At 72.0% G+C, this 21249-nt stretch carries 17 protein-coding genes; 12 read left to right on the top strand and 5 right to left on the bottom strand.

Annotation, left to right across the window (positions count from 1 at the left end; genetic code table 11):
- Nucleotides 1–24: 24 nt before the first annotated feature.
- Nucleotides 25–1056: a potassium channel family protein gene (locus O2V63_RS05370; protein WP_269166518.1), complete on the bottom strand. Its 1032-nt coding sequence runs from the start codon at nucleotides 1054–1056 to the stop codon at nucleotides 25–27.
- Nucleotides 1057–1268: 212 nt separating this feature from the next.
- On the opposite strand from O2V63_RS05370, the gene O2V63_RS05365 reads away from it, so the two are divergent.
- Nucleotides 1269–1778: a mycothiol transferase gene (locus tag O2V63_RS05365; protein WP_269166517.1), complete on the top strand. Its 510-nt coding sequence runs from the start codon at nucleotides 1269–1271 to the stop codon at nucleotides 1776–1778.
- Nucleotides 1779–1819: 41 nt separating this feature from the next.
- A complete protein-coding gene (locus O2V63_RS05360) occupies nucleotides 1820–3043 on the top strand; it encodes an acyl-CoA dehydrogenase family protein (protein WP_269166516.1) in 1224 nt (407 codons plus the stop codon).
- On the opposite strand, the gene O2V63_RS05355 is transcribed toward O2V63_RS05360, so the two are convergent.
- Complete coding sequence (locus O2V63_RS05355; protein ID WP_036341512.1) at nucleotides 3040–3294, bottom strand: hypothetical protein; 255 nt, start codon at nucleotides 3292–3294, stop codon at nucleotides 3040–3042. The two genes, O2V63_RS05360 and O2V63_RS05355, sit on opposite strands and share 4 nt — an antisense overlap.
- A 209-nt stretch (nucleotides 3295–3503) precedes the next feature.
- On the opposite strand from O2V63_RS05355, the gene O2V63_RS05350 reads away from it, so the two are divergent.
- On the top strand, nucleotides 3504–5114 hold the full coding sequence (locus O2V63_RS05350) for a glycoside hydrolase family 13 protein (RefSeq protein WP_269166515.1): 1611 nt from the start codon (nucleotides 3504–3506) through the stop codon (nucleotides 5112–5114).
- Between the two features lie 68 nt (nucleotides 5115–5182).
- Here O2V63_RS05350 and O2V63_RS05345 read toward each other — a convergent pair whose 3' ends face one another.
- The gene (locus O2V63_RS05345) at nucleotides 5183–5614 is read right to left on the bottom strand and encodes an Lrp/AsnC family transcriptional regulator (protein ID WP_036341527.1); all 432 of its coding nucleotides are present in this window, start codon (nucleotides 5612–5614) and stop codon (nucleotides 5183–5185) included.
- A gap of 197 nt (nucleotides 5615–5811) precedes the next feature.
- Between O2V63_RS05345 and ctlX the strand changes: the two genes are divergently transcribed.
- On the top strand, nucleotides 5812–6804 hold the full coding sequence (gene ctlX, locus O2V63_RS05340) for a citrulline utilization hydrolase CtlX (RefSeq protein WP_269166514.1): 993 nt from the start codon (nucleotides 5812–5814) through the stop codon (nucleotides 6802–6804).
- Nucleotides 6805–6876: 72 nt separating this feature from the next.
- Here the strand turns inward: ctlX and O2V63_RS05335 are convergent, their stop codons facing one another.
- The gene (locus O2V63_RS05335) at nucleotides 6877–8628 is read right to left on the bottom strand and encodes an FAD-dependent oxidoreductase (protein ID WP_269166513.1); all 1752 of its coding nucleotides are present in this window, start codon (nucleotides 8626–8628) and stop codon (nucleotides 6877–6879) included.
- Between the two features lie 208 nt (nucleotides 8629–8836).
- Between O2V63_RS05335 and O2V63_RS05330 the strand changes: the two genes are divergently transcribed.
- From O2V63_RS05330 to O2V63_RS05310, 5 genes are all read left to right on the top strand, one after another.
- The gene (locus tag O2V63_RS05330) at nucleotides 8837–10903 is read left to right on the top strand and encodes a PEP/pyruvate-binding domain-containing protein (RefSeq protein ID WP_269166512.1); all 2067 of its coding nucleotides are present in this window, start codon (nucleotides 8837–8839) and stop codon (nucleotides 10901–10903) included.
- Nucleotides 10900–11445 carry a hypothetical protein gene (locus O2V63_RS05325; RefSeq protein WP_269166511.1) on the top strand — a complete coding sequence of 182 codons (546 nt, stop codon included), beginning with the start codon at nucleotides 10900–10902 and terminating at the stop codon, nucleotides 11443–11445. The genes O2V63_RS05330 and O2V63_RS05325 overlap by 4 nt, the downstream gene beginning before the upstream one ends.
- Entirely contained in the window at nucleotides 11442–11855 is a 414-nt protein-coding gene (locus O2V63_RS05320) for a hypothetical protein (protein ID WP_269166510.1), read from the top strand. Before O2V63_RS05325 ends, O2V63_RS05320 begins: the two co-directional genes overlap by 4 nt.
- Nucleotides 11856–11957: 102 nt before the next feature.
- Nucleotides 11958–12923, top strand: a complete 966-nt coding sequence (locus O2V63_RS05315) for a metallophosphoesterase family protein (RefSeq protein WP_269166509.1) — start codon at nucleotides 11958–11960, stop codon at nucleotides 12921–12923.
- On the top strand, nucleotides 12920–13378 hold the full coding sequence (locus tag O2V63_RS05310; RefSeq protein WP_269166508.1) for a hypothetical protein: 459 nt from the start codon (nucleotides 12920–12922) through the stop codon (nucleotides 13376–13378). Before O2V63_RS05315 ends, O2V63_RS05310 begins: the two co-directional genes overlap by 4 nt.
- A 483-nt stretch (nucleotides 13379–13861) precedes the next feature.
- Here the strand turns inward: O2V63_RS05310 and O2V63_RS05305 are convergent, their stop codons facing one another.
- The gene (locus tag O2V63_RS05305; protein ID WP_269166507.1) at nucleotides 13862–14350 is read right to left on the bottom strand and encodes a hypothetical protein; all 489 of its coding nucleotides are present in this window, start codon (nucleotides 14348–14350) and stop codon (nucleotides 13862–13864) included.
- Between the two features lie 135 nt (nucleotides 14351–14485).
- Between O2V63_RS05305 and O2V63_RS05300 the strand changes: the two genes are divergently transcribed.
- From O2V63_RS05300 to O2V63_RS05290, 3 genes are all read left to right on the top strand, one after another.
- Nucleotides 14486–15187 carry a hypothetical protein gene (locus O2V63_RS05300; RefSeq protein WP_269166506.1) on the top strand — a complete coding sequence of 234 codons (702 nt, stop codon included), beginning with the start codon at nucleotides 14486–14488 and terminating at the stop codon, nucleotides 15185–15187.
- A 164-nt stretch (nucleotides 15188–15351) separates the two neighbouring features.
- Nucleotides 15352–15984 carry a DUF6308 family protein gene (locus O2V63_RS05295; protein WP_269166505.1) on the top strand — a complete coding sequence of 211 codons (633 nt, stop codon included), beginning with the start codon at nucleotides 15352–15354 and terminating at the stop codon, nucleotides 15982–15984.
- Between the two features lie 196 nt (nucleotides 15985–16180).
- A complete protein-coding gene (locus O2V63_RS05290; protein WP_269166504.1) occupies nucleotides 16181–20656 on the top strand; it encodes a hypothetical protein in 4476 nt (1491 codons plus the stop codon).
- Nucleotides 20657–21249 lie beyond the last annotated feature (593 nt).

Genomic DNA, 21249 nt, shown 5'->3' with positions numbered 1-21249 from the left:
GCCCGGCCGACGCAAACGGCCGGTTCAGCGAGCGGCGAGCAGCTCTCCGGCGTCGATCCGGCGGCGGCCGACGTAGTAGAGCGTCGTCCCGTCGGCCACCGGGGTCTCCCAGACCGGGCTGACCGTCAGGCCGTCGGGCCCGCGCAACGCCAGCACCGTCGCCCCGAAGGCCTGGCCGAAGCGCACCTGGCAGTCGCCGAAGGTGCCCAGCCGGTGCCCGGAGGGCAGCCGGACGGAGTAGGTGTTGCCGTGGCCGTGGCTGCTCATCAGGTCGCCGTAGACCTCGGTGAGCCCGGGGTCCAGCGCCTCCTCGGTGATCAGGAAGGGCATGTGCCACTGCACGCAGGCGATCCGGGGGTCGACGTAGCGGAGGTTGTCCCGGCGGTCCAGGTCGCGCAGCGCGGCGACCTTGTGCACCTCCGGGGCGGCGTGGTGCAGCGCCACCGCGATGGCCAGCGTCTCGTTGTCGTCCCGCCCGTCGATCACCACCACGCGGGCCGCGGCCACGTTGGCCCGGGTCATGACGTCGACGTGGCTGAGGTCGCCGCGGACGAAGGACACCTCCGTCCGCTCCGGCACGGGGTCCTCCGGCACGTCCTCCCAGGCACACAGCGCGACCCGGGTGCGCCCCTCGGCGGCCAGCTCGGCGAGCATCCGCTCGGTGCGGCCCGGGAAGTACCCCAGCACGACGACGTGATCGGTCAGGTCCAGCTCGTCCACACCCTTCAGGCGTCTGCTGCGGACCGACTGCAGGTAGTCGGCAAGCCGCGTGAACAGCAACGTCAGCGTGACGATGCCACCGATGATCACGTAGGCGCCGACCACGTGGCCGGCGGCCGAGGCCGGGAAGAAGTCGCCGTAGCCCACGGTGGCGGCGGTGACGACGAAGTACCACCAGTAGTTGGCCGGCGCGACGATGTCACTGTCGGTGCCCTCCACCAGGGCCATCGCCGGCCAGCTGGTCACGAAGACGAAGACCATCACGGCCAACGGCAGCCGCCAGCCGCGCAGCCGCGCCTGGACCACCCGCGAGAAGCGCGAGAACAAGCCGAACACGAGTCTCCTGCCAGGTCGAGGTCCCGAGCAACCTAGCGTGCGCGTCGGAGTGGGTTCAGGGTGTCGTCATGACGACGCCGACCGACGACGACCTCCCCGAGCCCCGGGACATCGCCCTGGAGCAGGCCACCCCCGAGCAGGTCGAGGACCTGGAGGAGGCCAGCGAGCCGCCCGGCGAGTGATCGAGCGGGGGCTCGGGTAGCCCGGCGGTCATGGAGAGCCGGGACCTGTTGCTGACCGCGTTCGACGACGTCGAGGAGGCCGTCCGCGGGGCGGTCGAGGGGATCGACCCGGAGCTGCTGAACGCCCGCGTCGACCCGGAGGCGAACACCGTCGCCTGGCTGGCCTGGCACCTGACCCGGGTGCAGGACGACCACGTCTCCGAGGTGGCCGGGATCGAGCAGGCCTACACGGCCAACGGCTGGGCCGACCGGTTCGGTCTGCCCTTCGACCCCACTGCCATCGGCTACGGCTTCAGCAGCACCGACGTCGGCCGGACGCAGGTCACCGACCCACAGCTGCTGGTCGACCACCACGCCGACGTGCACTCCCGCACCGCAGAGTTCCTGCGCACGGTCACCGCCGCGGACCTCGACCGGGTCGTCGACGAGCGCTGGGACCCGCCGGTGACCCTCGGCGTCCGGCTGCTCAGCGTCGTCGGTGACGACCTCCAGCACGCTGGGCAGGCAGCCCTCCTGCGAGGCGTACTGGAGCGGCGCTGAGCACACGGCACCGGGTGCCACCCGCGGGTAGCGTCCGAACGGTGAGCAACGACGCTTCCCCTGACTTCTACGCCCTCGACGACCTCCTGGAGCCGGAGGAGATCGAACTGCGGGACCGGGTGCGCGACTTCTGCACGCGCGAGGTCACCCCGATCATCAACGACTACTGGGAGCGGGCCGAGTTCCCGTTCGAGCTGGTCCCCAAGATCGCCGAGCTGGGTGTCGCAGGCGGCACGGTCGCCGGGTACGGCTCGGCCGGGATGAGCGCCGTCGCCGCCGGGCTGGTGGCCGCCGAGTGGGCCCGCGCCGACGGCAGCCTGGGCACCTTCTACGGCGTGCACAGCTTCCTGGCCATGCAGTCCATCGCCCTGCTGGGCGATGAGGAGCAGCGCGAGCGCTGGCTGCCGGCGATGGCCCGGATGGAGCTGATCGGTGCGTTCGGCCTGACCGAGCCCGCGCACGGCTCGGACGCCGTCGCCCTGGAGACCAGCGCCCGTCGGGACGGCGACGAGTGGGTGCTCAACGGCGCCAAGAAGTGGATCGGCAACGGCACGATCGCCGACCTGGTGCTCATCTGGGCCCGGGACGAGGAGGGTGCGGTCGGCGGCTACGTCGTCCCCAAGGGGTCGATCGGCTGGACCGCGACCCGGATGACCGGCAAGACCGCGCTGCGGGCGGTGTGGCAGGCAGAGATCACCCTGGACGAGGTGCGGGTGCCGGCGGAGAACAAGCTGGCCAACTGCCGCTCGTTCAAGGACGTCTCGGTGGTGCTGGACCGCACCCGGTACACGGTGGCCTGGCGCGCGCTGGGCATCGCCGAGGCCGCCTACGAGCTGGCGCTGAAGCACACGATGCAGCGGGAGCAGTTCGGCCAGCCGATCGCCGGCTACCAGCTGGTGCAGGAGAAGCTGGCCCGGATGCTGGCCGAGATCACCAGCATGCGGCTGCTGAGCTGGCGGTTGAGCAAGCTGGCCGACGAGGGCCGGATGACCGCGGCGATGGCCTCCATGGCGAAGATGAACAACTGCAAGAAGGCCCGGCAGATCGTGGCCGACGCCCGGGACCTGTTCGGCGGTGACGGCATCCTGCTGGAGCACCACATCGCCCGGCACCACGCCGACATCGAGGCGATCTACACGTTCGAGGGCACCGACCACGTGCAGGCCCTCATCGTGGGCCGGGACATCACCGGCATCTCGGCCATCACCGGCCGGCGGACGCCTCGCGCCGAGCAGAAGCCGGCCGAGCCGCCGCAGTCGATCTAGCCGACCTGTCGCAGTGCCGGCGCCGTGCGGCGCCGGCACTCGGCGCAGGTGTCGCGGCCACTGCTCATCCGCCCCCACCGTTGCGCGCCCCAGATCTGCACGATCGCACCGCACACGGCGAGCTCCACCTCCCCGTCGAGCTCGTCGGCTGGCCGGTGCGCCTCGACGGCGTGCCAGGACTTGGGCTGGTCGACCGGCTGGGCCCAGGATCGGCGATCCGGCCGGGCGAATCCGACGGCGTAGCTGTCCACACCTCAACTGTGCCCCACGCCACAGCCGGCCAATCATGCGATGGCCGCCGGGTGGCCGCCCGGGCAGGCGTGCGCACGTCGACCACCGGGGACGACCGCATCGGCTTGGCGACATCAGCCAACGCCGGAGTGCTCGTTCGTGAGACGTGCAACACATGCCGTGCCAGTCGGCTGCCGATGATGGCGACATGTCACGTCGGCTCGCAACGATGCGGACCTCGACCGAGCAGCAGGTCGCGGCCCAGCGGTCCCCGTCGCCCTGGTGGCGGTCAGCCGTGGTCTACCAGGTCTACCTGCGCTCCTTCGCCGACAGCAACGGAGACGGGATCGGTGACCTGGCCGGGTTGCGCTCGCGGTTGCCCTACCTCTCCTGGCTGGGCGTCGACGCGCTCTGGATCAACCCGCACTACCCCTCCGGCGGGGCCGACGGCGGCTACGACATCTGTGACTACCGGGCGGTCGACCCGGACTACGGCGACGTCGCCGACCTGGAGGCTCTCGTCGCCGACGCCCGTCAGCTCGGACTCCGCGTCGTCCTGGACGTCGTCCCGAACCACACCTCCGACCAGCACCCCTGGTTCCAGGCCGCGCTGGCCGACCCGGACTCCCCCGAGGCCGCCCGCTACCACTTCGCCCCGCCGTCGGAGGAGCCGCCGAACAACTGGCGCTCGCTGTTCGGCGGCCCGGCCTGGTCGCGCACCCCGGACGGCCGGTGGTACCTGCACCTGTTCGCCCCCGAGCAGCCCGACCTGAACTGGCGGGACCCGGCGGTCGCCGCCGACTTCGAGAAGACGCTGCGGTTCTGGCTGGACCGCGGGGTCAGCGGGTTCCGGGTCGACGTCGCCTACGGGCTGTTCAAGGACGCCGATCTGCGGGACAACCCGGGCGCCTACTCCCCCACCCTGTTCGGCCACGGGCCGGAACAGGCGATGACCTGGAACCAGCCGGAGGTGCACGACGTGTGGCGCCAGTGGCGGTCGGTCTGCGACGAGTACCCCGACACCATGCTGGTCGGCGAGGTCTGCCTGGCCGACCTGGACGAGGTCGCGCTCTACTCGCGATCCGACGAGATGCACCAGTCGTTCTCCTTCCGGCTGCTCAAGTCGCCGTGGGAGACCGCGGCGTTCGCCGACGGTGTGCAGACCGCGCTCGATGCCTTCGGCCGGGTGGGCGCCCCGGTGTCCTGGGTGCTGGGCAACCACGACAAGGACCGGCAGGTCACCCGCTTCGGCGGCGGCGCCCTCGGCACCGCCCGCGCGCGGGCCGCCGCCCTGCTGATGCTCGCGCTGCCCGGGTCGGCGTACCTGTACGCCGGCGACGAGCTGGGGCTGCCCCAGGCCGTGGTGCCGGACGAGGCGAAGACCGACCCGATCTTCTTCCGCAGCGGCGGCGAGCGCGCCGGCCGGGACGGCTGCCGGGTCCCGATGCCGTGGAACGACTCCGCCGGTGTCGGCTTCTCCCCGGACGGCGCGGCCGAGCCGTGGCTGCCGATCCCGGCCGAGTGGAGCGGTTACGCCGTCTCCGGTCAGACCCGGGACGGCGGATCGATGCTGACCCTCTACCGGCGGGCACTCGCCCTCCGCGCGGCGCACCCGGCCCTGGGCTCCGGGGACGCCACGGTCCGCACGGACGGCGACGTCCTCACCGTCCGCTGCGTCGGGGACGAGGAGACCGTGCGCTGCGTGGTGAACATGGGCTCGGCAACGGTGCTGGTCCGCGCCCGCGGTGAGGTGCTGCTCGCCTCGACGTCGCGGGTGCACGCCTCGGCCGGCAGCATCGCGCTGCCGCCGAACACCGCCGTCTGGCTCACCGAGGACTGATGCCCCGGCCCCGCCCCGTCGCAGCCGACTCCTGTCTCCGGCTGCGCCGGGGCGGGGCCGGCCCGTGGTCAGCGCAGCACGGAGGACAGCAGCAGGCTGGTCTCGCTGTTCACGACGCCGTCGATCGAGCGGATGCGGCCGAGCAGCCGGTCGAACTCCATCAGGTCACGGGTGCGGACCTCCGCGACGAGGTCCCAGCCCCCGTTGGTGGAGTGCAGCGCGTCGATCTCGGTGAAGCCCCGCAGCCGGCGGATCACCGCATCCGTCGAACGCCCCTCCACCTCGATCAGCGTGACCGCGCGGACCTCACCGGCGACCGCGTCCTCCCGTGCCCGCACGGTGAAGCCGACGATGACGCCCTGCGCGACCAGGCGGTCCATCCGGCTGGTGACCGTGGCCCGGGAGATCCCGAGCCGGCGGGCGATCTCGGCGACGGGTGCACGGCCGTCCTCGCGCAGGACCGCGAGCAGTCGGCGGTCGAGCTCGGTCAACGCGGTCATGCAGAAAGCCTATTCGCGGCGCAACTCCTGCTCAGCTGGCCGCCGGGAATCGAGCTGGATGTTCGTTGCGCGTGCACATCGCCCGTTCCTAGCCTTGAGATCGACCCTGACAGGAAGGCTCGGATGACCTCGCTCGCCGACGTCCCGCACCGCTGGGCCGCAGCCCGTCGGATCACCGTCGACCCGGTCGGAGCCTGATGGCCGTACCCGTGCAGGCGCCGGGAGCCGTCGTGCTCATCCGCCCGCACTGGTTCCGGCCCAACGAGCTGACCCGGGTCGACAACGCCTTCCAGTCGCTGCCCGCCGGGACGGACCCCGCCGCCGTCGCCGCGCAGGCCCGCGACGAGGTGACCCGGCTGGCCGAGGCGCTGGAGTCGGCGGGGGTGGTCGTGCACGTCTTCGACGACCACGCGCACGACCGTCCGGACAGCGTCTTCCCGAACAACTGGCTGTCGACCCACCCCGACGGCCGGGTGGCGCTCTACCCGATGTTCGCCGTCAACCGGCGCAGCGAGCGGCGAGCCGACGTCGTCCAGCTGCTCCAGGAGCAGTACCGCGTGGACCAGGTCGTGGACTTCTCCGGCATGGAGCGCGACGGGCTGTTCCTCGAGTCGACCGGGGCCATGGTGCTCGACCACCAGGAGCGGGTCGCCTACGTCTCCCGTTCCCACCGGGCGCACCCCGAGGCGCTGGCGCGGTTCTGCGCGACGTTCGGCTACGAGGCGGTGCTGTTCGACACGGCCGACGCCGAGGGCCGGGCGGTCTACCACACCAACGTGCTGATGACGGTGGGCAGCGCGGTGGCGCTGGTCGGGCTGGGGCTGATCAGCACGGCCGCCGATCGAGCCCGGGTGACCGACCGGCTGGCTGCGACCGGACGGGACGTCGTCGATCTCTCCGAGCACCAGGTCCGCCAGTTCGCCGGCAACGCCATCGAGCTGACCGGCCGCGACGGACCGGTGCTGGCGCTGTCCGCGCGGGCCGCCGCCAGCCTGACCGCAGACCAGCGCCGGCGGATCGAGGCGACGACCCGGCTCCTGCCGGTGGCCGTGCCGACCATCGAGCTGGCGGGCGGGTCCGTGCGCTGCATGATCGCCGGGGTGCACCTCCAGCCCCGGACGGCGGACCTCCGGCGCACACCGCTGTTCGGCGCACTCCCCGGTCCGGCGCGGGTACCCGTCACACCCTGACGCGGCACCTGCACCGGTCCCGGCCGTGCGCAGGCTCGCTCCTCCTGCGGACGACCGGGACCGGTCCTGCGGTCAGCTCTCCCGGCGTCCGAGGACGGCGCGCAGGGCACCAGACAGCCAGTCGGCCGCGGCCTGCTCCGACGCCGGGGACGACGCGTGGCGGGCGGCGACGTACAGGTCCGGCCGGACGAGCAGCACGCCGCCGTCCTCGATCTCCCGCAGATCGGCCCAGGTGCCGTACGGGTCCTCGACGGGCTGACCCGGCCCGATCGACACCGACGTGATCGACAGTCCGAGCTCCTCGCCGAGGGCGCGGGCCGCCGTCAGCCACGCCTCCCCACCGATGCCGGTCACCACGCTGAACCGGCCACGGCCGACCAGGTCGAGGGTGGACACCCGGTGCCCGTCCTGCGTCACCCAGGTGTGCGGGAGCTTGGCGCCGGGCCAGGTGGTGGGCTGGGCGTAGAGCACCGGGTCCCGGCGGTACTCCGGCATCGGCGTCCCGTCGCCCACGACCGCGGAGCTGGCGTAGCGCTGGTTGTGCTCGACCCCGTGGGCGTCGAACTCGTGCGCCTTGTAGGCGATCGCCTCCCGCAGGGCCGTGCGGATCTTCTCCCCCTCCGGGCCCGGCGCCTTCCACAGCGCGAGCTGCCGCTCCAGTGCCGCCGCCTCGGTGTGCTCCAGGTCGAGCGCGCTGAGGATCCTCCCGGTGTCCGCGATGCTCTGGTTGGCCCGCTCGACGACCTGCCGGGCGATCGGCGCCCGCTCGGCGTCGTAGCTGTCCAGCAGGGAGGGGTCTGCGGTACCGGCCACCACGTGGGCGAGCTTCCACGCCAGGTTGTAGGCGTCCTGGATCGAGGTGTTGGAGCCCAGGCCGTTGGTCGGCGGGTGCCGGTGGATCGCGTCGCCGGCGCAGAAGACCCGCCCGCGGGCGATCGTGGTGGCGTAGTGGTGGTTCACCGTCCACGGGGAACGCGACTTCACCTGCATCTCGAAGTCGTCACTGCCGACGAGCGCGACCGCGAGCTCCCGGACGACCTCGTCGCTGAGGTCGGGCGGGCCGCCGGCGACCTCGTAGCCCCACATGAGCATCCACTCGGTCCAGGGCTTGATCATGCGGAGCACACCCAGCCCGACGCCCTCGCGCTCCGCCCCCGGCTGCAGCATCCAGTAGAGGACCGACGGCCGGTGCGCGACGAAGCGGGAGAGGTCCGCCTCGAAGACGATGCTCAGCGCGCCCCCCACGGCGCCCGGGCCCTCGTAGGGCAGGTCGAGGTCCGCGGCCACCTGGCTGCGCGCACCGTCGGCGCCGATCAGGTACCTCGACCGGACGGTGTACTGGGCGCCGGTCAGCCGGTCCTGCAGCGTCGTCGTGACGCCGTCGTCGTCCTGGACGTGCGAGACGTAGCTCGTGTCGAACCGGACCTGCGCCCCGCGCTCCTGCGCTGCCTGGACCAGGATCGGCTCGGTGATCGTCTGCGGGGCGTCCACCATCGCGCACGGACTCTGCAGCTCGTAGTCGGCGTGCCGCACGGTGTCGGTGCCCCAGGACGGGATCCGGCCGAGCTCCTCCCCCGCGAGGCTGGTGCAGAAGGTCGTGTTGCCCATGTGGTCCCAGGGCGTCGCCTCCCGCATGAGCCGCTCCTCCAGGCCCATGTCCCGCATCACCTCCATCGTGCGCTGGTTGGTGATGTGCGCTCGAGGCGTGTCGGACAGCCGGCCGTACTTGGTGACCAGCAGCGTCGACGTCCCGTAGGTGGCGAGGAGCAGTGCTGCCGACGCCCCGGCCGGCCCCGAGCCGACGACCAGGACGTCGGTGGTCACGGCGGGCTGCGCAGGAGCCGAGTCGTGCGGTGGTGACGCGGTCATGGAGTTCCTCTCTCGGGTGCGGACGGCAGCCGTCCGCAGCCGCGGCCGGGTCGCCCTCAGGGGTCGATCCGGACTGTGCCATGCATCACAGTATGATGGGCAATTCGCCCGGGTCCGGGCCCGCGCATGCTTACCTCCGCAGCGGGCCGGGAACCCGTCCGTCGTGCGCCCCACCCCCTCCAGCCACCGGTCCGGCGGGTCCGATGCCCCGGACCCGCCCCTGGTCGTGCTCCTGGACGACCAGCGGGCCGGCGATCCGGCGCTCACCGGCGCCAAGGCCGCGGCGCTCGCGACGGCTGCTCGGGCCGGGCTGCCGGTGCTCCCGGGCTTCGTGCTGACCACCGCGGCGGTCGAGCGCCTGGCCCGCGGCCAGCCGTGGCCGTCGGCGCTGCAGGACGCCTGGCGCGACGTCTCCGCGGACGGCACCCGTCCGCTCGTGGTCCGCAGCAGCTCGACAGTGGAGGACCTCGGCGAGTCCTCGATGGCCGGCCGGTTCGAGTCGGTCGTCGGGGTGCGGGGCGCGGAGGAGTTCCGTCGCGCCGTGGACGTGGTGATCGCCTCCCGGGAGCAGGCGGCGGCCGGCTCCGCCGCTGTCACCGGGCGGGAGCCGCTGGCCGTCCTGGTCCAGCCGCTGCTGTCGGCGGAGTGCGGAGGGGTGCTGTTCGGCATCGACCCCGTGTCGGGGCGGGAGGACCGGCTCGTCGTGGCCGCCGTGACCGGCGGCCCGGACCGGCTGGTCAGCGGGGAGGTCGACGGCAGCCGGTACGAGATCCGGCCCGACGGACGACGAACGTCGGTCACCAACGGAGACGGCGGGGCACGGCTGAGCGGTCGGCGGTTGCGGGAGCTGGCACAGCTGGCGGCTCGTACGGCGACGATCTTCGGTGGCCCGCAGGACGTCGAGTGGGGCTACGGGGACGACGGCCGGCTGCGGCTGCTGCAGAGCCGGCCGGTCACCGCCGAGCCCCGGGGCCGACCGACCGGGCCGGTCCTGGGGCCCGGCCCGGTCGCCGAGACCTTCCCCGAGCCGCTGCAGCCCCTCGAGGTCGACCTGTGGGTGGACCCGCTACGGGAAGCGCTGGGACGTGCGCTGGTGCTGGCCGGCACGGCCACCGCGTCCGCGGTGGACGCATCGCCGCTGGTACCGGTCCTGGACGGCCGGGTGGCCGTCGACCTGGACCTGCTCGAGCCTCGCCACGGGTCCCCGGGCCTGCGGGAGCGGCTGGACCCGCGGCCGCGGCTACGGCGGCTGCACGCGTCCTGGCGGGTGGGTCGGCTGCGGTCCGCCCTGCCGGCGCTGGCCCGGGACGTGGTGGACGCCGCGGACGCAGCCCTGGTCGACGTCCCGGCGCTGGCCGACCTCGACGACCGGCAGCTGGTGGCGCTGCTGCACCGGCTGCGTCCGGCCCTGGTCTCGGTGCACGCCCACGAGCTCCTGGTCGGACTGCTGGTGGACCCTCAGGCGCCGCGGACCACCGGCGCCACCACGGCCCTGCGGGTGCTGGCGAACGCCCGCCGGGCCGGGCTCGCCGACGCGGAGATCATCGCCGAGCACCCGGTGGTGCTCGCCCTGGCGGCTCCGCAGGTGGGGCCCGCGCCCACGCTGCCGCCCGGCGTCCGGGCCCCGGAGGCCGGTCCGCCGGGTGACGAGACCGAGCCCGGCGTGCTGCGGGAGGCGCTCCGGCTGCGGGCGCGCTGGCTGCAGGAGGCGGGTGCCCGGGCCGCCTGGGTGCTCGCGGAACGGCTCGCCGCCGCGGGGCGACTGCCCCGGCCGGAGGACCTCCGCGGGGTGGGGCTGGCCCAGCTCACCGCCGCGGTGGACGACGACGCAGCGACGCTCACCAGCCGGCCGGTCGTCCCCGGCGAGCCGTTGCCGGCCAGGTTCCGGATGAGCGACACGGGCCACCCGGTGCCGGTGGCCGGTGGTGCGGGCGCCACCGGTGCGGGCGGTGGCACCGGCACCGGCCCGGTGCACCAGGGCGAGGACCCGCCGGAGGGCTCCGTACTGGTGGTCCGGAACCTGGACCCCGGCCTCGCGCCGCTGCTCCCCCGGCTGGCCGGCCTGATCGCCGAGACCGGGAGCGTCCTGGCGCACCTGGCGATCCTGGCCCGCGAGTCGGGGGTGCCCACCGTCGTGGGCCTGCCCGACGCGCTGGAGAAGTTCCCACCCGGCACGGTGGTCCGCGTCGACGGCGCCACCGGCGAGGTCGAGCAGCAGGAGGCACCGTGAAGAAGCTGAGCTGGATCCTCGCCGTCGTCACCCTGCTGGCCTCCGGCGGTTACGTGCTGGTCTACGTGTACCGGTGGGAGTGGCACCGCGCCCAACTGGTCGGCATCCTCTTCCTGGGCGCGCTGGTGGGCATGAGCACCGCGCTGGTGCTGCGCCGACTCAACCGGCTGGAGGCAGCCCGGAGCCACCCCCGCGCCGGGCAGGTGCCCGACCCGCTGCAGCGGCTGCGGGCCGCACCGGTGGAGTCGCCGCCCTTCCGGTGGCTGCGACCGCAGGACCTGAACCGGACGCACATCTTCATCCCCGTTCTGCTCGGGGGCGGGGTGCTGGTCTCCGGCCTCGCCTGGCTGATCGAGCGGCTGGCCGGGGCATCGGCGCGGGCGGGTGTCGAGGAAGAGCTGGCCGCCTCGCTGCGTGACATCGCCTTCCCGGACGAACCACTGGTGCCCTCGCGCGCCGAGGCGCTGGCCGGCCCCGCCACCAGCGGCGACCCGGCGGTGCGGCTGCTCCTGGGTCCCCCGGCCGCGGGCGGCACGAGGTGAGGCGACCGCTGGTCTGGCTCGCCCTCGCCGTGCTGACGGCCGTCGGCGTGCTGCTGCTGCGCGCGGAGTTGATGACCGTGGAGGTCGATGCGCCGGAGGGGTCGTTCACCGACGTCGTCGTCGCCGCGAACGTCAAGCAGGAGGACGACCCGGAGGCCGTCCGCGAGGAGATGACCCGTGGCCTGGTGAGCACCTGCCGCCTGCTGGTCAACGCCGACGTGGTGGCCGAGTCCTTCCTGACCGTGGAGCCAGGCGTGTTCGCCTTCCGCCTGCGGCCGGGGCTGGACGAGTTCGAGCGGCGGGAGCTGCGCGGCTGCCTGACCGACGCCCGGGTCCAGCACCTGCTGGTCGACGTCCTGCACCTGCAGACCGTCACCCCCGCCGACGGGGTCGACGCGCGCGACCGGTGACACGCCCGGGACCGCCCGGCCCACGGGAGCCGGAACAGCGCGGCGAGGACCCGGCGTTGTCCCAGGTACCGCCCGCCCGGATCTCTGGAGGTAGACCGCCTCGTGCCCCAGCTCAGCCGCAGACAGCTGCTCGCCGCCGGCCTGGGGGTCGCCGGGTCGCTCGCCGGTGGGGGGTTGAGCGGCTCGCTGTGGTCGACGCTCGGGCGTGAGGACCTGGTGCCGGGTGAGATGTCCCGGCTCACGCTCCCCGCGACGGCCTGGTCCCAGAGCCCGGACCACCTGACCTTCGCGGCGGTCGGCGACACCGGCAGCGGTGGACGGCAGGCGATGGCCGTGGCCGAGCGGATGGCCCTCGGCTACCAGGACTCGCCGTACGGCCTGGTCACCCACCTCGGGGACCTCTGCTACTACGGCTCCGTGGAAGACCGTTTCGACGACGTCTTCACCCGGCCGATGCGCCCGCTCATCGATGCGGGGGTCCGGTTCGAACTGGCCATCGGCAATCACGATGGCGCTCTGCACCACAGCGACGCCAGCCTGACCGAGATCGACGCCGAGCTGCGACTGCTGGGCACCCCGGCCCGCCACTACACGACCAGCCACGGGCCGGTCGACTTCTTCTACCTGGACTCCAGCGCCCCCGGCCTGTTCGGCGAGGACTCGACCGCGCAGCTGGAGTGGCTCGACGACGCCCTGGCCAGCTCGACGAACCAGTGGAAGGTCGTCTGCATGCACCATCCGCTCTACTCCTCCGGCTCCCACGGGCCCACGCCCGGCGCGCAGGAGGCGGTCGAGCCGATCCTCGCCCGCCGGGCGGTCGACCTGGTGCTCACCGGCCACGACCACCACTACGAGCGCAGCCGGCCGGTGCACGGGGTCACCCACGTGGTCAGCGGCGGGGGGTGCAAGACCACGCCGGTGGGCCGCAGCGCCACCACCGCGGCAGCTGCCTCGGCCCTGCAGTACCTGCACGTGGACGTCGCCGGTGACCGGCTGGCCGGGCGGGCCGTCCGGGCCGACGGCCGGCTGCTGGACCGGTTCGAGCTGCGCGCCCGGGAGGGCCGATGACCCGGGACCGTGCGCTCGCCGCCGGGTACGCGGTGCTGGTGATGGGAGCGCTCCTCGCCCCGGCCGTGGCGGTCCGGGTGGCCGGCGGCCGAGGCGGCGCCACTGCCGTCGCCGGCGCCGACCTCCTCGTCGTGAGTGGGCTGGTCGGCCTGGGCGCCGCCGGCTGGGCCGCCCGGCGGTTGCTCGCCAGTCGGGACACCGGTCACGCACCGGCGGACCGGTGGCTGGCCGCGGTGTTGGCGCTGGCGCTGCTGGCCGTGGGCGCCGCCGGCCTTCCTGCGCTGGCGCTGCACGGTGTGGCGGTGCTGCCCGCCGAGCTGACCAGCCAGGCGTGGCTAGCGCCGACGCTGTGGGGTGCTGCCCTCGTGACGGCCGCGCTCGCCGCCGCGGCGACCGACCGGGGGCTCCTGCGCTGGCTGGCTCGTGGCCGCCGCGCTGGAGGCGCCGTCCGGTGACACGAGAAAAGGCCCCGACCGGCGTCTCCGCTGGTCAGGGCCTTGCTTTGCTCCCCCGATAGGACTTGAACCTATAACCCTGCGAATTGGTCTTGATCCGTTTGCTGGCGTTGGCCATGCCGTATAAGCGCAGCTCAAGGGTCGTTCTACCCATGGGTAACGCGAACCTTTAATTGCGATTAACGACCATATTGAGTGCTTAAAGGGTGTCTGCGGCCAATCTTGCTGACCTTGACACGGAGGACACCCGGACTGCGTTGGGCGCGTCGCCCGCCACGAGGGCCCGACCCGAACTCGAGGTACTCCAGGCCGGACAGACGACGAGCGTCGTCTTCCCTGCCTGCGTGCAGCCGGGTGGTGAACCGGCACGTTAGGGCCATGCCAGCAGGCGTTGAGAGACGCACCGAACGAGCTGACGGCCGCAGCTCTCACCTGGCTCGACCGGCCCCCGCCCGACGAACTGTCAAGCGCTCGCGCCCGGCGTCACCACTTGTAGACGTTCTCGCCGCGCGGGCCCTCGGTCGGCTGCTTCACGGACCCACCGTCCAGATCTTCAACCACACCACCGCTCAGCTGAACGGAGCCTCCCCGAGTGCCCCGGTTCTCGATGAGGCCCGCCACGTGCAGCGACCCAGCCAGCTTGCCGCCGGGGTGGACCCTCACCAGGCCTCCGTCCTCCACGTGCACCGAGCCGCTCTGGTCGCCGACGACCTCCGCTACGGCCCCGGCCTCCACGTGCAGCGATCCAGCGTGCTGCCCGGCGATGCGAGCCGAGCTGCCGGGCTGAAGCGAGAGTGACCCGGAGAGCTGCCCCCGCCTCGCGATCTCGAACGACGCCTCGGCGTGAACGCACACGCCGCCAGAGTGAGCCTCAGTCAGCGTCTCGTGCCCGTCGGTGATCACCCATGGCTCCCGGCGCTCCTCGGAGCCGTCCGCCAGGATATGGATGTCCAAGGCGTGCTCGTGATTCATGTCCTCACGCTACCTGCGGAGACCCTCCCGCAGTGGCCCAAGCGAGACCCACCTCGTCAACGGGACACCTGTCGGGACGTTCCCTGTGCGCGTGGCGGCTGCTGATTCTGAGACTGAGCTGTGACGATTGGCCGCATGAGCGGGGAACTCATTGTGGCCATTGTGTCGGTAGCGATCGCGGGGGGAGCGCTCGTCGTAGCAATTCTGTCCGCGCAAAGCGCCAAAGACCAAGCGCGGAGCGCCAAGGAATCCGCGCAGGCAGCGAACGTGCAGGCAAGCAGTGCGCGCGACCAGGTGATGGCGGCTCGCGAACAGGTGGCGGCCGCTCGCGAACAGGTGGCTGCAGCAGAGCGACAGAACGAGTTGTCCGAGCAGACGCAGCGTGATCGGGCCCAGCCGTATGTCGTGGCCGACGTACGTGCCAGCCCGCACAGTGGACATCTTCTGCAGGTCGTTGTTGAGAACCGAGGGAACTCAGTCGCCCGAGATGTCCGAGTGTCCTTCGACCCGCCGTTGCAGCGTCGTCTAGGACCTGACTCTGGCACATTCGATGGCCTCGACGGAGGCATCACGTTCCTACCGCCCGGCGGGTCGTTGTCGTGGCATCTCGGAACGTCCTTCAGCTACTTCGCGGAGGGGCAAGCACCACCCCCGCCGAGCACGGTGACAGTCCGTTGCCACGGCCCCTTTGGCGAGGTGGAGCCGCTGGTCTACGACCTCTCGCTGGCCGACTTTGCCGGTCAGGCGGCCGAGGCCGATGCCGGGAGTCTTGCCAAAGTCGAGAAGGCGTTGAGGGACTTGACCAAGACCGTCGATCGATGGCGGACGGGCCGATGAGCTTGGGTCGACCTTGGGTGACGTCCAGGCCCGCCTCTAGAGCTGAGCCCAGGCCACGACCAGCCCGGTCGAAACCGCCGCCGGGGCTGGCGTGCTTTGCGCAACTGGACCCGTGATCCGATCCTCGGCGGTACCGCCAGGAAGCAGGAAGGGGCCAGGACGTGATGATCACCCTCGCCGGGACGCTGGTGAGCAACCCGTTCGACCAGCTGGCCAACTACGCGAACAGGTACGGCGCCACGCTGCTGCACTACGACCTGGCCGACCCCGGTGACCTGTGCGGCCTGTCCGCGGACGACGTTCGGCGCACTCGAAAGATCGCCTCCCGCATCAGCGATCGTGAGCTCGTCTGGCTGCTCGAGCGCGCCCAGACCGCACCGTGGACGAAGGTTGCACCGGACGCCGACCTCGGCGACGCCGACCCCGGCGAGCGAAGCGGCGCCTACGACCAGGGCGAGGCCCTTTACCAGTACTTCCGCAGCGACGCCCCGCGCGGCATCAACATCGCCAAGATCAGCAAGGTACTGCACCCGAAGCGGCCCGCGCTCGTGCCGATCCTCGACAGCCACCTCACCGCGACCTACCGCCGCTCCGCCCGCAGTGCGGCCTTCCGCCACCCCGCACGCGGCTACCGCTACATGTACTGGGCCGCGGTTCGCGACGACCTGCTCGCCAACCGGGACAGCATCGGCGCGCTGAAAGCCCGATGCGCTCAGGACGACCGCGAGTCCGTGCGCCGACTCGCGGAGCTGACCGACCTGCGGGTGCTCGACATCCTCACCTGGGCAGCGGGCTGAGCGAACCGTTCCGACCGAGCCGTGGCCCCCCAACTTGGGAGCGGCCCTCAGCCGGGAGAGCTCCGGCGATGATCAGCAACCCCCAGAGCGCCCGCGACGCAGCCGAGGTACAGGCCCCGGGCTCAGGCCGCGGACACAAGAGGTGGGGATGCCCAGCACCGCCGTAACATGATCTCGATTCCCGAGAAGAGGTGTCATGCCGCTTGCTGGTGGCCCGTCGGACAAGGCGGGCAACAGCTTCGAGCGTCGCTGGACCATCTGGGTGCTCATCGAGTTGCTCACCGGCCGCGCCGAGTCGTTGCGCATCGAAGTTCCCGGCGAAGACGGCGTCGGAGCGGAGTTCCGGCTGGTTGCCGACGGCCAAGCCCAGTGGCATCAGGCCAAGCGCCAACGGGCAGCCGGCCCGTGGACCGTCAACGCGATGGCCAACGACGGCATCCTCCAACCCTGGTGGGCGAAGCTCAAGAAGGGCGATCAGTGCGTCTTCGTCAGCGGCACCGGCGCCACCGAGCTCCACGAGCTGACCGAGCGCGCGATCGACGCCGCCGACTGGCAGGAGTTCCACACCGAGTTCCTCAAGGCGAAGGACCCGGCTGATCACTTCAAGCGGCTGCGTCGGGCGTGGTCCAACCCGAGTGAGGAAGAGGTCTACCGGGCTCTGCACCTGGTGAACGTCCGAACCATCGACGAGAAGCAGCTCGGGCAGTGGGTGCTCGACCGGCTCAAGGTCGCGGTGACGGGCAGCCCCACCGTCGCGGCGGCACTGTTGGCGCAGCTGGCCGACGACTCGGTCCACCGGGTGCTGACCTCGGCGGACGTATGGGAGGTGCTGACGCCCGAAGGCATCACCGCACGCAACCTCGACCAGGATGCCCGCCTCGTCGCGACGGTCGAGAGCATCACCATCAACTACCTGGCCCGGCTGCGCCGGTCGCACGTCGGCGGGCATGAGCTGCCTCGCAAGGAGGCAGACCAGGCCCTGTCACATCTGCGCGCTGGCGGTCGGGTGCTTGTCGCCGGCGGCGCCGGCTGTGGGAAGAGCGTCGTCACCGGGCAAGTCACGGCCGGCGCCCGCGACCTCGGCTGGCCGGTCCTGGTGCTGTCCGCCGACCGGTGGTCCGACGCCCGCACGCCGCCGCAGCTCGGCCAGCAGCTGGACCTACCCGACTCCCCGGTGACGGTACTCGCCGGCCTGGCCCGGGGCGGCCCCGCGTTGCTGGTCATAGACCAGCTCGACGCGCTGAGCAAGATCTCGGGTCGGCACCCGGACCGCATCGAGCTCTTGGGACAGCTGCTCACCGAGGCCGACAGCCATCCGAATCTGCGCATCCTGCTGGCCTGTCGAAGGTTCGACCTCGATAACGACCGCGAGCTGCGCACGCTCGCCGCGACCCCAGAGGTCTTGCCCCTTGACGTCGCCGAGCTCACCGCGGCGCAGGTCAACACCGCGTTCGCGCTGGCCGGGTTGGAAGCGCCTTCGGCCGGCCCGCTGCGCCATCTGCTCACCGTGCCCATCAACCTCGCCGTCTATGTGGATCTGGCACAGAAGGGCGTCTCCGAGGTCGACCAGGCCCGCAGCCTCACCGACCTGTACGACGCCTTCTGGGAGGTGAAGCGCGCCGCCTGCCGCGACGCCCGGAACGGCGTCGATGAGTGGCTGGACGTCATCGACGTGCTGGTCACCATCATGAGCAACCAGCAGCAGCTCACCGCACCACGGCCGCGGCTCGACGCGTTCGACCAACAGCTGAACGTGATGGCCTCCGAAGGCGTCCTCGAGGTGACCGCCCGGCAGGTGACCTTCGTCCACGAGACCTTCTTCGACTACTGCTTCGCCCGTACCTTCATCGCCGACGGCCGGACGCTGCGGGACCTGCTCGTCTCCGGCGAGCAGGACCTGTTCCGCCGCGCCCAGGTGCGCCAGATCCTCACCTACCAACGCAGCAGCGATCGCCGGACCTACCTTGCCGATCTCGGCTGGATGCTCGGCGCCCCGGACGTGCGTCTTCACCTCAAGGCGCTCGCGCTGTCCCTGCTGGAGACCGTGGCGGACCCAAGCATCGAGGAGTGGCAGCTGATCGCGCCGCTCACCGCCACCGAGGCCTCCCCGCTGCAAGCCCGGCTGTGGCAAGTACTGCGTCGCAATCCTGGCTGGTTCCCGGTCCTCGACGAGGTCGGGCAGTGGGAGGCCTGGCTCCGCGCGGACGACAGCGACCTCGCCGAGCGCGCCCGGTGGGCGATCAGCGGGGCGGCCCCTGAGCACTCCACGCGGGCGCTGGCGCTGCTCAAGAGTGGCCTTGCCCCCGAGCAGTGGCGGGCGCAGCGACGGGCCCTGCTCCGCCGAGCAGACCTGCACACCTCTCGGGTGTGGTTCACCGAGCTGCTGACCGCCATCGCTGACGGCGACTTCGACGGCACATCGAATAGCGACCTGTGGCATGCGGCCCGGATGCTCGCCCAGCACCAGCCGGCCTGGGGCGCGGAGCTGGTGGAGGCGACGCTTCGCCGAGCGCAGGCGGTGACGGTCAACACCGACGCCGGTCCGTTCAACGACGCCGGTCCCCTGCCGCGCACCCGCGGCACCAGCCTGGAGTCGGCGGTGGCGGTGCTGGCCCAGACGGCACCGGCTGAGTTCGTAGCCCGAGTCCTGCCCCCGGTCCGGGAGATCATCGGCACCACAGCTCGCCCGTCGTGGACCGATGACGACCTCCTGACCCTCGACGCGGTCTGGTACCCGCGGATCTACGGCAGCCGGCTCCGGTTCAGCGACGCACTGCTCGAGGCCCTGGGGGCCGCGCTCGCGGAGCTGGCTCGGCTCGACCCCGACGCGGCGGCACCGCCGCTGGCCGCCCTGAGCGGGGACCGATACGAGTCGTCCGCGGTGCTGTTGATCCGCGGCTTCTTGGGCAACCCGACGGTCTTCGCCGAGCAGTCCGCCGCCTGGCTCCTCGCCACGCCGGGAGCCTTCACCGTCGGCTACGCCGATGAGCGGTCGTCGCTGTCCCGGCAGCTCCTCGCGGAGATCACCCCGCACCTACGGGAGCCGGTGCTCGACCAGCTGCGCAACGCGTGCCTGTACTACGCCACGCCGCGGGAGCGCAGCATCGACGGCTTCCGGGCCCGCGGCCGCACCGAACTGGGTCTGCTCAACGCCCTAGACCCGACCCGGCGTGGTGCAGCGGTGAACCGTCGGCTGGAGGAGCTGCGGCGTAAGTTCGGCATCACTGACGTGCCGCCCCCACGCGGGATCACCGGGGGGCAGGTGCCGCCACCGATTCCCTCCGAGCGCGCCAGGCACATGACCGACGCCCAGTGGCTTCGGGCCATGCGGCGCCACGGCATCCGGCCCACGTCTTTCGGCGCCGACGGCCGGATGATCGGGGATGCGCAGACCCAGGGGCAGGTCCTGGAAGACCTGACCCGAGAGGACCCGGAGCGGTTCGCCCGCCTGCTGCTGGACATCCCCGATGAGGTCCCCGGGGCCTACGTCAATGCCATCCTGCGCGGCCTGGTCGATTCCCGCCTGGACATCGACGTACTCACCCCCCTGCTGGAGCACGTCCGATCCCGTGGTGGCGACAGCGACCGCGACGTGGCCCAGCTGATCGGCGCCCAGGCAGCTGGTTCGGTGCCCGATGAACTGCTGACCATGCTCGGAGACATCGCCACCGGCGTAGACCCCGAGGAGCATCCCGACTGGAGCGTGGATGACCCGCCTACGGCGAGGCGGATCGACAGCGTCGGCTGGAACTCCGCCCGCGGCGCCGTCGCCCGCGCTGTGGGAGCCCTCCTGGCGGCGGAACCGGCGCGGCTGGCCGTCCTGCGTCCCGCACTCAGCACGTTGGCGGGCGACCCGAGTTGGGGCGTCCGCGCGGCAACAGCCGCTGCCGTGGCCCAGCTGCTGCAGTTCGATCCTGATCTCGCTCTGGACCTGCTCTCCAGCCTGGTTTTGGAGGCACCGGACGCGCTGCTCGGCACGAACGGCGTCGAGCTGTTCGTGTTTCACGCCGTCATCCGCGACCGCTACGCCGACCTGGCCGCGCTGCTGGACAGGATGACCTCGAGCGACGACGACGACGCACGGCAGGCCGGTGCACGGCTACTCACCGTCGCATCGCTGGGCAATCCTGCGCTCGACGCCCAGGTCGATGCGCTACTCGCCGGTGACCACGTGGGGAGCCGTGTAGCCGTCACCGAAGTGGCCGCCGACAACCTGCCCTCGGCCACACGATGGGGCCGGTGCACCGCCCTGCTCTCGGCGGCGTTCAACGACACCGAGCAGCCCGTCCGGGACGCCGCTCAGCGGGCCTTCCACCACCTCACCGGCCACTCGTTGGAGCAGCATGCAGACCTGCTGCGCTCGTACGCCGCCAGCCCGGCCGCGGCCGACGACGCCAGTAGCATGCTGATGTTCCTGGAGGAGACCCGTCGGCCGCTGCCGGCCGTGACGCTCGACTTGTGCGAGCGGTTCGTCTCCGCACACCGCAGCGAAATCGCCGACCTCGCCTCCGCGGCGTCGGCTGACGCGATGTACGTCGTCCGGCTCGCGCTCCGGCTGCACAGCCAGCACAGCGACCCGGTCGTCCGGCAACGGTGCCTAGACCTCATCGACGAACTGGTCGTCTTACAGGCTGGATCCATCGACGAGGAGCTCGACAGCGTGGAGCGGTGACGCCGCTCCTGGATGACACGGTCCCGACGCCGGAGGTGAACCGCCAGAGGCGGTTCCCCTCAAAGACGACACAACGCGCACCGGTGTGAACGCATCGAACGGGATGGCCGAGGCGAGCAGGAAGCCGCGGCCGACGACGTCGTCGAAGCGGCCGGTGCGATCGCCGGCGGTGACCCGGCCCTGCGGCACCAAGCTGCCGGCGGACGCGGCCACGGTGCCGTCGGGCTGGTGGTGGACCTCACTGGCCATGACGGTGGGTAGATCGGCGGCGGCAGGGCCCGGCCGGCCTTGAAGGCGGCGTCGCGCTGCGCGGCGGCCTTCGGGTCAGCTGCCCAACGGGGAGGTCACCGACTCCACATCCAAGCCCGGCACCATGTGGTCCGCACGCCCACCAAGTAGGCCTCCGCCGCGATCGTCTGGCCCCCGGCCTAGGCGACCCCCGGCGATGGGCCGGCAGGCTCGCTGCTGTCGTATCCGCGCCCTATGTTGCGCAGCATGAAGAGCGTCAGGTGCCGAACAACCCGTGCGGCCATCGAGTCGCATGCAGAGGCAAGCGCGATTGCCGCCGGAGTCCGCAAGGGCGCTGAGGCCCA

The organism is Modestobacter sp. VKM Ac-2977, assembly GCF_026968045.1.
GTDB lineage: Bacteria > Actinomycetota > Actinomycetes > Mycobacteriales > Geodermatophilaceae > Modestobacter.
This window is presented reverse-complemented; position numbering and strand designations above follow the sequence as displayed.